The sequence below is a fragment of the Pseudomonas sp. LBUM1648 genome (genome assembly GCF_059716145.1).
Genome location: NZ_CP166808.1, coordinates 4230547 through 4243813 on the forward strand (window position 1 = coordinate 4230547; position 13267 = coordinate 4243813).

Genomic DNA, 13267 nt, shown 5'->3' on the forward strand with positions numbered 1-13267 from the left:
ATGCCTTGCCTCAAAGCATTGTCCAACCCGGCGAGACGCTATGCATCGCACACTGCGAACGACAGCCACTCAAACCACCAACTGCAGCGCGATTTCGACGCATTGCTGAACCCGACGCCGCCCCGGAACGCCTTGGCCACACCGCCCCCTCCCGACGCGGCGTGGCAGCAAAATAGGCGTTCGACCCTGCCTCAAGCGTTCGCGCCCGATATCACCCGCTTGCGCAGCCTGGGTCGGCGGCATCCCGGCACCCTCGACCTACGGCTGACCAACGGCCCTCTGGCCGGGCTGGAAATACAGGCCAGCGCACAGGACAGACTGCTGTGCCTGACCCTGAAAATCGCCGACCGCGAAAGCTTTGAACACATCGTCGGCACGCGCGAAGCACTCGAAAGCGAACTGGCTGCGATCTTCAACCGCCCGGTGACAGTGACCCTGCAAAAGCTGAATGGAGAGCCCTGGTGAAACTGCCAAAACTGAATCAGGCCGAGGGTCGATTGCTGCGCAAAATCGGCCCCGGAAGGCAGCTGGAACTGCTCGACGGTGTCATGACATTCACTTACGGCATGGGCGGTGGCGACGGATTGATCGTGCACGCCGAGGTGCTCAATCAACCGGTTCGGTTCTGGGTTGCTGCTACAGATTGGTGCCGCTGGATCAGTCCGATGCTCGATGTGCCGCACTGGTCAGCCGTGCCACCTGAACTCCACGACGTTCTGGCGAGCTGGACCCTCGCCTCGGCGGGCGCCGGGCTGGAGGACAGCGCGGTGGCCTGGCCCACGGCGACCAGCCTCGAAGGGGCCAGGATCGAGTCCGCGCCCCACTGGGGCCTGTGCTTTGCGCAAGAGGACCGACAGCTGCAAGCCTGGGTTCTGGACGCTCCCGTGCAATGGCTCGACAGCCTCAGCGAACTGTTGCAGCCGATGGACAGCCAGCACGCCAGCGAGCATCGAACGCTCCCTGCAGCCCTGATTGCGGGCTGGAGTCAGGTCAATCGCAGCACCCTTGAACGCTTGCAACCCGGTGACGGTTTGCTGTTACAGCACAGCTACCGGGCGACCGAGGGCCAAGTGGGTTTATTCCTGTCACGACTGTTAGGCAGCCTTTCGGCCCACGACGCTTCTACCATCACCCTGGAGACCCTCATGGACGACTTCAACGACTGGCTGGACATCGCCCCGAGGGCCGCGGATCCCGACTCATCACTGGGCAGCGACCTGCTGCTGAGCGTGGTCGCCCAGCTGGGCTCGCTCGACGTGCCCCTGCATCAACTGGCCCGTTTGCAGGTGGGCGATGTATTGCATGGACCGGCGCGCATCGACGACTTCGTCACGCTGAAGGTCGCCGGCAAACCCATCGCCCAGGGCCTGCTGCTGGAGATCGATGGCAGGCTGGCCGTGCGTATCGATCGTCTGTGCTGACCGTGCAGCAAATCTCAGGTATGCGCCGGATGGGCGGTGTGCAAGCCGCGCCCGATAATGGAAAAACAGCCTCCGGAGCGAATCGATGAACTTGCTGGACCAGCCACTGCACCTGATCCTTCTGCTGTCCACCGTCTCGATACTGCCGTTGTTGCTGATCCTCGGAACGTCGTTCCTGAAACTGGCGGTGGTGTTCTCGTTGCTGCGCAACGCCCTGGGCATCCAGCAGATCCCACCGAACATTGCGCTGTACGGCCTGGCGTTGATCCTGACGATGTTCATCATGGCGCCCATCGGCCTGGAAATTCAGGACAACCTGGCGGCCAACCCCATCCAGGCCGATTCCGATGATTTCATCCGGCAGATCGACAGCGGCATACTCGCCCCGTACCGGGTGTTTCTCGAACGCAATACCGCACCGGATCAGGCGCACTTTTTCTCCAGCATTGGCCGTGACATCTGGCCAGAGAAATACCACGGCCGGCTCCCCGACAACTCGTTGCTGGTGCTGATGCCCGCCTTCACCGTCAGCCAGTTGATCGAAGCGTTTAAGATCGGCCTGCTGCTGTACCTGCCCTTTATCGCCATTGACCTGATCGTCTCCAACGTCTTGCTCGCCATGGGCATGATGATGGTCTCGCCGATGACCATCTCGATGCCCCTCAAGCTGCTGGTGTTCGTGTTGATGAACGGCTGGGAAAAGCTGCTGGGCCAACTGATGCTGTCGTTCAACTGAGGGATGGCACATGAGTGAAGCGCTGATCACCCAACTGGCCATGCAGATGATGTGGCTGGTGCTGCTGTTGTCGTTGCCGGTAGTCGTGGTCGCATCGGTGGTCGGGGTGCTGGTCAGCCTGGTGCAGGCCCTGACCCAGGTGCAGGACCAGACCATCCAGTTCCTGATCAAGCTGGTGGCTGTCGCCATCACCCTAGCGATGACCTTCAACTGGATGGGCGACATCCTGCTTGCCTACGCCAACCGCTCGTTCGAGCTGATCAACCAGATGAGGGCCTGAACGTGGAAGCCCTGAGCCAATGGCTACCCATTGTCGGCCTCTGCATGCTGCGGCCCCTGGGTGTGATGCTGATGGTGCCGCTGTTCAATCATGCGGTGCTCGGTGGCACGCTGGTGCGTAACGCCCTAGTGCTGATGATTGCCCTACCGCTGATTCCGCTGCATGACACCTGGCCCACCCTGGAAGCCGCACGCCAGGACGCCACGGCCGGGCGCTACCTGATGCTGATCGGGGGCGAGTTGAGCATCGGCCTCATGATGGGGTTTTGCGCGGCGATTCCGTTCTGGGCCATGGACATGGCCGGGTTCCTGATCGACACCCTGCGCGGGGCGTCCATGGCCAGCGTGCTCAACCCGCTGCTGGGCCAACAGTCGTCGCTGTTTGGCATTCTGTTTACCCAGATATTCGGCGTGCTGTTTCTAGTGACCGGTGGTTTCAACCAGTTGATCGCCGGGATTTATCACTCCTACAGCGTTCTGCCCCCCGGTGAGGTGTTTCATTTCGGCCCCGGTTTCCTGGCGTTCCTATCCCGGCAATGGCAACTGGCTTATGAGTTATGCCTGCGTTTCTCGATGCCGGCGATTGTCGCGATTCTCCTGGTCGACATGGCCCTCGGGCTGGTCAACCGTTCGGCCCAGCAACTCAACGTGTTTTTTCTGTCGATGCCGATCAAGAGCGCCTTCGCCCTGCTGATGCTTGTCATGAACCTGGGCTTCGCCTTCAAGGCACCGCTTGAACAGAGCACCCGCTGGGTGCAGCACGTACTGACGTTAATGGACCACCTGCGATGAGCGAAAAAACCGAGCAGCCTACAGCGAAAAAAATCCGCGAAGCCCGCGCCAAGGGCCATGTCGCGAAAAGTACTGAGGTCACCAGTGGCGTGCAACTGGCGGTGATGCTCGGCTATTTCATGTTCGAAGGCGGCTACCTGCTGGACAGTTTCACCGCCCTGCTCGACACCACGATCAATGCCATCAACCTGGACTTGGCCTCGGCGCTCAAACAGTTGGGCGAGCTGTTCGGTGCAATCGTGGTGCGGGTGGCGGGTGGTATCGCCGCCATGCTGATCATCTCGACGCTGGTCGCCATCGTCGCCCAGACCGGGCCTTTGCTCGCGCCCGAAACGATCAAACCCTCACTTGAAAAACTCAACCCGCTGACCAACGCCAAGCAGATGTTTTCCCTGCACAGCCTGTTCGAGTTCGGCAAATCCATTGCCAAGGTCGGGGTGTTATCACTGATATTTTTCTACCTAATCCGCCAGTATGCCCCGTCCATCCAGTTCCTGCCGCTGTGCAGCGTGGCCTGCGGCCTGGAGGTCAGCACGCAGTTGCTGTACTGGATGTGGGCGGTGCTGATCGGCTTCTACGTGATGGTCGGCATCGCCGATTTCGCCTTCCAGCGCTACAACACCAACCAGCAATTGATGATGTCGCTGGAGGACATCAAGCAGGAGTACAAGAACGCCGAAGGCGATCCGCAAATGAAACAAAAACGCAAGGAAGCGCACCGCGAAGTGCAAAGCGGCAGCCTGGCGGCGAATGTCGCCAAATCCACCGCTGTGGTGCGCAACCCCACGCATATAGCGGTCTGCCTGTACTTCAAGCCGGGGGAAACACCCTTGCCACGGGTGATCGAGATCGGTCACGACCATGTGGCACTGAACATCGTCGCCCTGGCTGAAAAGGCCGGGATCCCGGTGGTCGAGAACATCGCCACTGCCCGCGCCCTGGCGGCCCAATGCGAGGTGGGCCGCTACATTCCCGCCGAGCTGTTCGAACCGGTGGCGCATATCTTGCGAATCGCCATGAAACTGGACTATGAGCAGAAAGCGCCATGACCCGGCGGCGAACGTTCATGGTCAGCATGGGCCTGTTTCTGGCCTTGAGTCCGAATGCTGTGGCCTTGGCACAGGATGCCGGAATTTACGCGCCTCTGACTTGGACCCGAGGCGACCTTGAAATAGAGCGTTCTGCGCCGCCGTCCACGCTGCTGCTGCCGCCCTCGCTTACTCCGGCCTTAGTGGCGCCATCGCGAACCGTGACGCGCTATGACCCATTGGTCGACAGCGTGGCCAAGGACCACAACCTCGACCCACGCTTGCTGCACGCCATGATTTACGTCGAATCCCGGTACCAACAGTATGCCGTTTCAAAGAAAGGAGCAGTGGGTATGATGCAAGTCATGCCGCTCACTGGCGCGCGCTTTGGCTACAACGACCTGAGCAACGTGCCCGATAACCTGCGGGCCGGCGCTGCTTATCTGCAATGGCTGCTGGATCATTTCGATCACAACTTGGAACTGTCCATCGCTGCCTACAACGCCGGTGAAGGTGCGGTAAAAAAGTTCGGCCGGCAAATACCACCGTACCCTGAAACCCAAATGTATGTCGCTCGCGTCATGGCCCGCTACCGTGGAAACCCCATCACGTTTTCTGGCGCTGATCGGGCAGGCCAATCTGTGGCTCGTGCAACTCAAAAGCCATTGAATGCACTGCACAGTGCCGCTTTTTTTCTTCAAGCAGTGGGCACGCTGCTGTTGACTTCGCCGGAACACAGCGATGGATAAACGCAGCCATGACATGGCTGCGGATCGCTGAAAGCAACCATCCAAACAAGAGGAAATACCCCATGCTGACCTCGAGTCATTCGCGACCCAACTTGCGCGCCTCCAGCCGCACTCGTGAGTTGTCGGTAAATGACAATTCATCCCAGTACATATGTAGTGGTCAACTAATCCCGGACACGACGTTAAGTTTTTTCTCGGCCTGAGCTGGGGCTAGGCCACCGTTAAATTGGCATGGCCGAATCCAGTTGTACCGATGCATCAGGTAATGACTGATGTCGCGGTGCGCTTCTTGAGCTGTCATGTAGCCCACAGTCGGTATCCATTCAGTTTTCAAGCTGCGAAACACACGCTCCATCGGCGCGTTATCCCAACAGTTTCTGCGACAGCTCATGCTTTGGCGCATGCGGTAACGCCAGAGCCGTTTGCGACACTGGCGACTGCCATATCGGGCGGATTCAACCGGTCGTCGCAACACCTTGATCGAGGTGTTTATGGGACGACCCGTAGAATGGATGCAAAAATTGACGGGCCGGGGAGCCATGCGTTCTCCAGGTGCGCCGTCACTTCGAAATGAGATCGAGCGGCTGTTTTGGGTGCAGATCGCGACAGGCATCACAAGCGAAAGGGCAGCAAAAGCCGTTGGAGTATCAACAGCGGTGGGCACACGCTGGTTTCGTCATCGACGCGGGATGCCATTATTCATGTCGAACCACATATCAGGAAGATACTTATCGTTCGCAGAGCGAGACTAGATTGGGCTGCTTCGAGCGCAAAGTATTGACGTTCGTGAGATTGCCCGTCGCCTTGGACGAAGCCCATCGACACGGGAGTTGACACGTAATGCTGCAACTCGTTGCGGTCGGCTCGAGTATCGAGCGTCAGTCGCGCAATGGAAGGCAGAACTGGTGGCCAAGAGGCCGAAACCAGCGAAACTGGTCACTAACCCGCGACTGCATCAATACGTACGCGATCGCCTTGAGGGCAAGGTTCAAGACGCCGATGGTCGTGAGATTTCTGGGCCTCGACAATCGCCCTTCAAAGGCCGAAATAAACTGCATCGCAGTGACCGTAGGTGGGTCAATGGCTGGTCGCCTGAACAGATTACCAACCGGCTTCAGATCGATTTTCCGTATGATGAATCCATGCGCATCTCTCATGAAGCCATATATCAGACGCTCTGCATTCAGGATCGAGGAGCTCTCAAGCGCGAACTGGTGAGCTGTCTTCGCTCAGGGAGAGCATTGCGCGTGCCGAGAGCCAGAGGTCAAAGCGTGGACACACGTCAGCGAGGACGTCATGATCTCCAGTCGCCCTGCTGAGGTAGTAGATCGGGCTATAGCGACCTGATCATCGGCCTCAACCGTTCTGCAATTGGAACTCTGGTCGAGCGCTCAACTCGATTTAGCATGCTTGTCCATCTGCCTCGCGAGAAAGGCTATGGGCTAATTCCCCGCAATAGGCTTTGTACGAAAAGTATTGTCGCAAACACCGCATGGCACACGCCAGTGAGATCATCGCCGCAAAACTTGTTGCGAGCTTGTCGAAGCGCATAACGATTTGGCGATTTTCCTTCAACCAGCCGAACAGGCGCTAGATGATATTGCGCTGTCGATATTTGGGTCGATCAAAAAACTTGGGCAGGCCTGGCTTGGGTTTGCGTTTCATGTCGTGCAGTGGAATCACCGGTTGCATGCGATAGCGGTCACAGTAACGGCGTAGAGCATCAGCATCGTATCCCTTGTCGGCAAGCAACCATCGGCAGCGTTTGCGAGGACGGCCGCGCAGGCTAGGGATATAAGCCTCATCCAGTAAGGGTTGTGCATAGGCAATATCACTGGCTTGACCGCCTGAGAGCAGGAAACGCAGAGGCACACCATTGGCATCGCACAGCATGTGGATCTTGGTCGTTAGGCCGACCCGGCTGCGCCCGAGCGCGTGATCTTGTGGCTCTTCAGGCCTCCTTTTTTCCCGGCGCCGGATGAGGCTCGGGTTGCACGAACGGCAGTGGAGTCGATCATCCAAGTTTCCAGATCGATCAAGCCTTGCTCGTTCAATCGGATGAGTAGGCGCTTGAGCATCTGATCAAAAGCCCCCCCATTACGCCAGTCGCGAAACCGCTGATACACCGTTGACCAAGGGCCAAAACGCTCCGGCATGTCTCGCCATGCCGCGCCGGAACAAAGTACCCAAAGGAGACCGTTGAGCATCAGGCGATCATCGGCTCGCGGGCGCCCGCTGCGGCGGGTTTCAGTGAAGATATCGGCAACCAAATCCCAGGCTGCATCAGGGAGTTCATACCACTTTGCCATCGTCGCCTCCTGGCGTTAGTGGCGGGGGATTTTACCGGAATCGATATTTCAACGGATTTCGTACAGAGCCTAAGGATGGCCTGATCGTTTTGGTTGATTAGCTGCTTTCAAAATGAGCGGACGCTGAAGTCAGCCAAAAAAGTATGGCTACTTCAAACCATCCCTATACGGCTGTTGTTCGTCCTAAAGTTTCATACTTGAAATCTTGTGAGCGAGTATTCACTAATGCTTTCAAATTTGCCAACTCGCTTTTAGCTTCTGCGTAATAATGCTCATAACGTGACGACCTAACCCACGTTTTTATAGGGGAGCCATTAACCCGAACACCAAACTCCCGAGTTGCTCTTGACATTAAAGATGGAAGCCCAGGAAGCACCCTTACATGATAATTAAATTCTCTACCAGACGTCTTAAACGCAGCTCGAACACTACGATCAAGCTTTTCAATAAGAGCATCAGCCTCATCAATCCCTAAAATCAACTCACGAATAAAGTCTTCTTTTGTTGTTTGGTTTGTTCGAATCAACTCTTTGACGCCGTTAAACATTCCTACAAAGGGAATTGAAACAGGCAAAGAAGTAGATGTAATAGACTCCAGCCCGGAATTCAGATATTTATCAATACTTTTTTCGGTCAGTTTCTTTCTATCTAAGGTATCACTGATAACGGTAATTATTTTTTTACCAGTTGAATGTGATGCTGCATCTATTTTTTTTGCCATAGCAGTGTTTGGTACTGGACTGTAAGGGATGAGGAGTTTTTTCGCTGATTCTTTTGCGACTAAACCTCCCGCGAAAGTTCCTACAACCGGAACTACTGAACCAACAAAAGCTCCACAGACTCCGGCAAGACTAGCTACAACCTCCCTAACTACGGCAACGCCAACACTATAAGAAACCGCCCCTCTTTTGGACCTTAAAAACTGTTCTGCTTCTTGCCTAGTTTTGTACAGTATTAAATACGCTTCCTTTATCGCTGCATAATTATGATAAATCTCATCACTTGGAGATATACCCATCGCTTCTTTAACTGTCGCCGTATTATTTCTGAGCACCTGGCTCCGGTTCACCCCGTCAATATCAGCTGCCGGATCCGGATTAACCCTAAGTGACTGACTATTGTACCCAGTGCGTCTAAACGCTTGTGCTTCGCGTAAATGCTCTTTGGCTTCAACCGAGAAAAATGTGTCACGACCGCTCTCAGCCTTCTGCCGCGGTGAAGTCCTCCTACCATCGCTGGAATGAGAATAGTCCACATCATCGTGACTATAATGAGGCATCTCAGCCGCGTCCCCTTCAGTGCTATTAATGCGAGCTTTTTCTTCAATAACAATTTCATTTACCATTTTGCGCTTCCCATATAAGACTCAGACAGCAACTCTGTTCGAGGTGTACGGATACTTGGAGGGCCTTACTTGCTGTATTGCGGCATCCCGAATTGCTATCCGCCGCGCACAGTCCCCTTATTTGCCGCGAGGTTCTCCTCAGGTTCGGTCTGCTCCAAGCTCACCTGCTGTTTGTCTTCCGCTACCGGGACGTAGCGTTCATTCGGATCGGTCAATTGCATCGGCACCGTCGCTGAATAGTTCAGGCACAAGCGCGGCCTGTTTCCCAGCGCCTGCCAGAAGTGGCTCAGGTTGCCCAGCTCTTGCGGGGTGATCACCCGGGTGTACGACCCCGGCATGCCTTGTAACTCACGGTTGTTGATCAACGCGTTCAGCACCTGGTTCATCGTGTTCATGGCCGGGCTATTAAAACTAGATGTGGGCCCCTCTCCCGCTACTGCGGGCTTGGGCTCCCAATAGGTGATTAGGTAATCGCACTTGATGTTAACGCTGCCTGGCTGCATGGCTCCGGAGCTTGAATTGAACTGACGCACGATGCCAGTGCGCAACGCCAAGTCGTCCTGAATTCCGTATAGAAACAGGCTGACCGTTGGTTGCCCGGGAGGTGCGTCTGGGTCAGGTAAGTCGAAACAGATCTTGACCCCCTCCGGTAGATAGGCTGCTACGGCAATTTGCAGCTTTTCGTTCAAGGTCAGCAGCGTGATATCACTGTTAATCATGGCATTTCCTTATTGACGAACCAGTTGGCCGGTCTTGGCCAACTCGCGTTTGAGTGCGTGTTGAATGTGCGGCATGCCGATGCAAGGTGCGCCTGCGTCAACGGCCAGCCATGTGGCGGCCAGCGCGATATTGCGGATGCTGGCACCGGTAAGATCGGCCATGGCCGCCAGCCGATTGAAATCAACGTCATCGGCTAGCCGTACCTGCGCCGGCCAAGCGGCTTGCCATAGGAGGACTTGGGTAGGGTGGTCGGGGTAGTCGAACTTGATAATGAAGCTAAAGCGACGACTGAAGGCGTTGTCCAGGTGCGAGCGATGGTTGGTGGACAGGATTATCAGCCCCGTGTGCGCTTCCATTCGTTGCAGCAGGTAGGCCACTTCGATATTGGCGTGCCGATCCTTGGCGTCTTTGCTTTCGCTGCGTTTACCAAACAGCGCGTCGGCCTCGTCAAAGAACAGCACGCCGCTGTCCAGCGCCGCCAAGTCAAAGATGCGCGACAGGTTCTTTTCCGTTTCACCTATGTATTTGTTGACCACAGTGGACAAGTCCACCTTGATCAGATCTACGCCTAGCGTGGCAGCCATCACTTCGGCCGCCATGGTCTTGCCGGCACCAGAGACGCCATGAAAGAGTGCGCTGATGCCTAAACCGTAGTGCAGCTTATCGCCGAACCCCAATGCAAGCGCGTGTTCACGGTGTCGGATGGCAGCATCCAACTCACTTAGCTGTTGCTGCAGTGCCATCGGCACAATCAGGTCGTCGAAACTGCGCTTGGGCTCGATGCGCTGCGCCAACTCGCCAAAATTCTGCTGACTACGCCAGCGAAAGGCCTGGTGCAGGTCCGTCTGGCCGAGAGGACTGGCGGGGTCACGCTGCTGCCGGTAGAGCTCGGCCTCCTGCAGGATGGCGGGCAGGCGTGGGGCGATGACAGGGAAACGTTGCGCCAGTGCCACTAAGTCAACCTCCTCGGCCAGCGGAGTACCCGCCAGGTGCATCGCGAGCAACGCCCGATCCTGATGCAGATCCCGCGCTGGCAGTGTCAGCACCTTTTGCGGTGCTTCACCCAGCCAACAGACAGGTGACACCATGTCGTGCAACACCACGATGGGTTGCGCACACCCATCCGCCAATCGTCCCAATTTGGCGTGCAGGACAGGCCTCTTCTGCGCCAACTCGGGTAAGCCTTTTATCACCAGACACCCCGCATGCAGCTGTACTTCGCGCAAGACGGCAGTCAGCAGTGGACTGGCGTCACCATCGTTCTCCGGCAGCCTGGTCAGGTCCCACTCTAGGGCTGGCATCTTCAACGATGCAGCCGCCGCAGCGACCAGTTCACTGCGACCGCTGCCGGGTAAGCCTTTCAGAGCGAGACGCGAAGCCTGGCACAACGATGCTTGTAGTTGCGTACGGCAACTTTCCAGCGTGGCCGCCAGATGTGTGGGGGGCGCTAGCCAGCGGCAACTATTGCTCAGGAGCGCGGAAAAATAGTCATGCCCGATCAAGTAGTGATGCAGACTCGGCTCCAGTTTTAGCATGGCACTACCGTGTGTTACCGCTGAGCCATCGCGGACATTAGCCAGCTGTATCAAACCGTGAGAAATCAGGGGGGCATCCGGCAAAAGACAACTGCTCTGGCGAGCCTGCTCCAGGAGGGGCGGGCAGAGCATATCCAACGCAAACTGCACCGTGGGATGCCCTAGATGGCGATTTCCCTGCACGTGGGCAAACCATTCCAGATAGTTGTTCTCCATATAGGGAAGCAGTGCCAACAAGAGCACATCTCGCTCCAGCGAGTTCAAGCCAAAACGTTGTACCAGCACGTAAAGCCGACAGCCCTGCGCACCGTCATTAAGAAGACTGGGTGGCAGCCAGTCCAGACGTGCCTGCAGCCATGTCGGACGCGCATCCTCATCATCGAACGGCAAGTTTGCGCCCATCGCACCAGTTTCCTGTTGCCACGGATTCAAACGGGTTTGCAACTGCTGCTCGATACGCTGCAGTTGCAACTGTAAGTACAGATAGTTGTGATCGAAATGGCTGTTTGCCGCCGTAGACGCGCAAGGGAATAAGTTCATTAACAGTGACGCTCTGCGTGATGTGAAGGTAGTCCTGTATGTCTGCGATACAGGTGGGGGAATGCCGTCAGTATCGAGGTTAAACGCGAGAAGAAAACGGGAGGGTCTGATTTCAGATCATGCGCAGACAAGACCACCACGGCTGGCCAATATGGTCGTGCCCTATTGCTTCGCCGTGCTGGCCTGGAGTAGGGCCACACTCTATGTCGCCGCTGTATTTGCGGGCAGAGGTGGCGAACGGTTACCCCTCAAATCTCAAATCAAGATAGGAATGAAAATGGCTACCACTACGGCTCAAATCGCAACTGCATACCCGATCCCTACCTACCGCTACCGCGTAGCAGTGGGCGATGAGGAAATGGCTTTCTCAGCGGTATCCGGCATGGAAATCTCCCACGAAACCATTACCTACAAAGACGGCATGGGCGGCAAGTTCCACATGCCTGGCCAAGCAGCTCCGATCAATATTTCGCTCAAGCGCGGCATGGTCAGGGGCAAGAATAAACTGTACGAGTGGATCAACTCTATCTCGCTTAACCAGGTGGAAAAGCGAGACATTTCCATCAGCCTCACCAACGATTCCGGTAGTGAACTGCTGGTTACCTGGAACGTGTCCAATGCCTTCCCCACCAAACTGACCTCACCCAGTCTCGACGCCAGCAGCAATGACGTGGCGATCGAAGAGCTGAGTCTGATGGCCGACAGCGTCACCATCCAGTTCCACTAATCCTATTCACTACCCATTTTGGAAGAAGCCATTATGCTAACCGTTCCAACTTACCCCGGCGTCTATATTGAGGAACTGACCAGCCAGTCGCTGTCCATCGTCAGCGGCGCCACTGCCGTACCGGCGATTGCCACAGATGATGCTGAAGCCTTCCCCACCACCGTGAAAATCACTTCCTGGCTGGAGTTCATGACCCAGGTCGGCACCTTTAACTCGAGTAACAAGCTGCACGTTTCGGTCAAAACCTATTTCGACAATGGCGGGGGATATTGCTACTTGATCCCGGTCTCCCAACTGGAGGCTGAAGTCCCCAAGCTGGACGATGTCACCCTGCTGGTCGCAGCCGGTCAGAACATCGAGGCCGAAGCCGGCAAACTGTGCGTGGGGGGGGCGTGCCTGTTCGCCATTTTGGACGGCAAAAACGTTGCCGTTCCCGAAAAGCCTGAGTCTACCGTCGGTAAGTTCGCCGCCGTGTACTACCCATGGCTGGAGGCTGACTGGGCTGAAACCGATATCCCCCCCAGCGCTGCCGTTGCCGGTGCCTACTGCACCGTGGACCGTGAACGTGGCGTGTGGAAGGCCCCAGCCAATATCGAACTCAAAGGCGGTGTCAAGCCCAAGTACAAGGTGAGCGACACTACTCAGGGCAACTTCAACAGCGGCAAGGCGCTGAATATGATCCGTGAATTTAAGGACAGCGGCACGCTGATCTGGGGTTCACGCACGCTGGAGCCGAACATCGACTGGCGCTACGTGCCGGTACGCCGTCTGTTCAACAGCGTCGAGAAAGACATCAAGAAAACCATGCAGATCATGGTGTTCGAGCCAAACAATTCGTTCACCTGGGAGCGTGTGCGCGGCGCCATCGATAACTACCTGCGCAAGCTGTGGCAAGAGGGTGGCCTGCTGGGTAACAGCGAAAAAGAAGCCTACTTCGTGCAGATTGGCAAGGGGGTCAGCATGACTGAGGTTGATATCAAGGACGGCAAGATGATCGTCAATGTCGGCATGGCGGCGGTACGCCCGGCAGAATTCATCATGCTGCAATTCACTCAGGATGTGGGTCAGGGTTGATCCCGCCCGTCA

The 13267-nt window shown here is 56.4% G+C and carries 12 protein-coding genes and 3 pseudogenes; 10 read left to right on the plus strand and 5 right to left on the minus strand.

Annotated features, from left to right (window positions below):
• From ACA043_RS19190 to ACA043_RS19220, 7 genes are all read left to right on the plus strand, one after another.
• Nucleotides 1–465: a hypothetical protein gene (locus ACA043_RS19190; protein ID WP_497657709.1), complete on the plus strand. Its 465-nt coding sequence runs from the start codon at nucleotides 1–3 to the stop codon at nucleotides 463–465.
• Nucleotides 462–1421, plus strand: a complete 960-nt coding sequence (sctQ, locus tag ACA043_RS19195) for a type III secretion system cytoplasmic ring protein SctQ (RefSeq protein WP_497657710.1) — start codon at nucleotides 462–464, stop codon at nucleotides 1419–1421. The genes ACA043_RS19190 and sctQ overlap by 4 nt, the downstream gene beginning before the upstream one ends.
• An 85-nt stretch (nucleotides 1422–1506) precedes the next feature.
• The gene (gene sctR / locus ACA043_RS19200; protein ID WP_497657711.1) at nucleotides 1507–2157 is read left to right on the plus strand and encodes a type III secretion system export apparatus subunit SctR; all 651 of its coding nucleotides are present in this window, start codon (nucleotides 1507–1509) and stop codon (nucleotides 2155–2157) included.
• Nucleotides 2158–2167: 10 nt separating this feature from the next.
• Entirely contained in the window at nucleotides 2168–2437 is a 270-nt protein-coding gene (gene sctS, locus ACA043_RS19205; protein WP_053280204.1) for a type III secretion system export apparatus subunit SctS, read from the plus strand.
• Nucleotides 2438–2439: 2 nt separating this feature from the next.
• A complete protein-coding gene (gene sctT, locus ACA043_RS19210; RefSeq protein ID WP_497657712.1) occupies nucleotides 2440–3228 on the plus strand; it encodes a type III secretion system export apparatus subunit SctT in 789 nt (262 codons plus the stop codon).
• Nucleotides 3225–4277 carry an EscU/YscU/HrcU family type III secretion system export apparatus switch protein gene (locus ACA043_RS19215; RefSeq protein ID WP_497657713.1) on the plus strand — a complete coding sequence of 351 codons (1053 nt, stop codon included), beginning with the start codon at nucleotides 3225–3227 and terminating at the stop codon, nucleotides 4275–4277. Before sctT ends, ACA043_RS19215 begins: the two co-directional genes overlap by 4 nt.
• Before the next feature lie 17 nt (nucleotides 4278–4294).
• Nucleotides 4295–5005, plus strand: a complete 711-nt coding sequence (locus ACA043_RS19220; protein ID WP_497657714.1) for a lytic transglycosylase domain-containing protein — start codon at nucleotides 4295–4297, stop codon at nucleotides 5003–5005.
• 160 nt (nucleotides 5006–5165) lie between these two features.
• On the opposite strand, the pseudogene ACA043_RS19225 reads toward ACA043_RS19220, so the two are convergent.
• Nucleotides 5166–5453: pseudogene (locus ACA043_RS19225) on the minus strand (integrase core domain-containing protein); the annotation flags it as partial.
• A gap of 64 nt (nucleotides 5454–5517) precedes the next feature.
• Here ACA043_RS19225 and ACA043_RS19230 point away from each other — a divergent pair.
• Nucleotides 5518–6465 (plus strand): annotated as a pseudogene (locus ACA043_RS19230) (transposase); the annotation flags it as partial.
• Here the strand turns inward: ACA043_RS19230 and ACA043_RS19235 are convergent.
• The 4 genes and pseudogenes from ACA043_RS19235 to ACA043_RS19250 all read right to left on the minus strand — a co-directional run bounded on the left by ACA043_RS19235 (nucleotide 6407) and on the right by ACA043_RS19250 (nucleotide 11454).
• Nucleotides 6407–7314, minus strand: a pseudogene (locus tag ACA043_RS19235) (IS5 family transposase). The pseudogenes ACA043_RS19230 and ACA043_RS19235 sit on opposite strands and share 59 nt — an antisense overlap.
• A 163-nt stretch (nucleotides 7315–7477) precedes the next feature.
• A complete protein-coding gene (locus ACA043_RS19240) occupies nucleotides 7478–8659 on the minus strand; it encodes a hypothetical protein (RefSeq protein ID WP_497657715.1) in 1182 nt (393 codons plus the stop codon).
• Nucleotides 8660–8754: 95 nt separating this feature from the next.
• A complete protein-coding gene (locus ACA043_RS19245) occupies nucleotides 8755–9378 on the minus strand; it encodes a Pvc16 family protein (protein WP_497657716.1) in 624 nt (207 codons plus the stop codon).
• Nucleotides 9379–9387: 9 nt separating this feature from the next.
• Nucleotides 9388–11454 carry an ATP-binding protein gene (locus tag ACA043_RS19250; protein ID WP_497657717.1) on the minus strand — a complete coding sequence of 689 codons (2067 nt, stop codon included), beginning with the start codon at nucleotides 11452–11454 and terminating at the stop codon, nucleotides 9388–9390.
• 277 nt (nucleotides 11455–11731) lie between these two features.
• Here ACA043_RS19250 and ACA043_RS19255 point away from each other — a divergent pair, with 277 nt between their 5' ends.
• Nucleotides 11732–12181, plus strand: coding sequence for a phage tail protein (locus ACA043_RS19255; RefSeq protein ID WP_497657718.1), 450 nt, complete (start codon nucleotides 11732–11734; stop codon nucleotides 12179–12181).
• Nucleotides 12182–12214: 33 nt separating this feature from the next.
• Complete coding sequence (locus ACA043_RS19260; RefSeq protein ID WP_497657719.1) at nucleotides 12215–13255, plus strand: phage tail sheath family protein; 1041 nt, start codon at nucleotides 12215–12217, stop codon at nucleotides 13253–13255.
• Nucleotides 13256–13267: the final 12 nt, after the last annotated feature.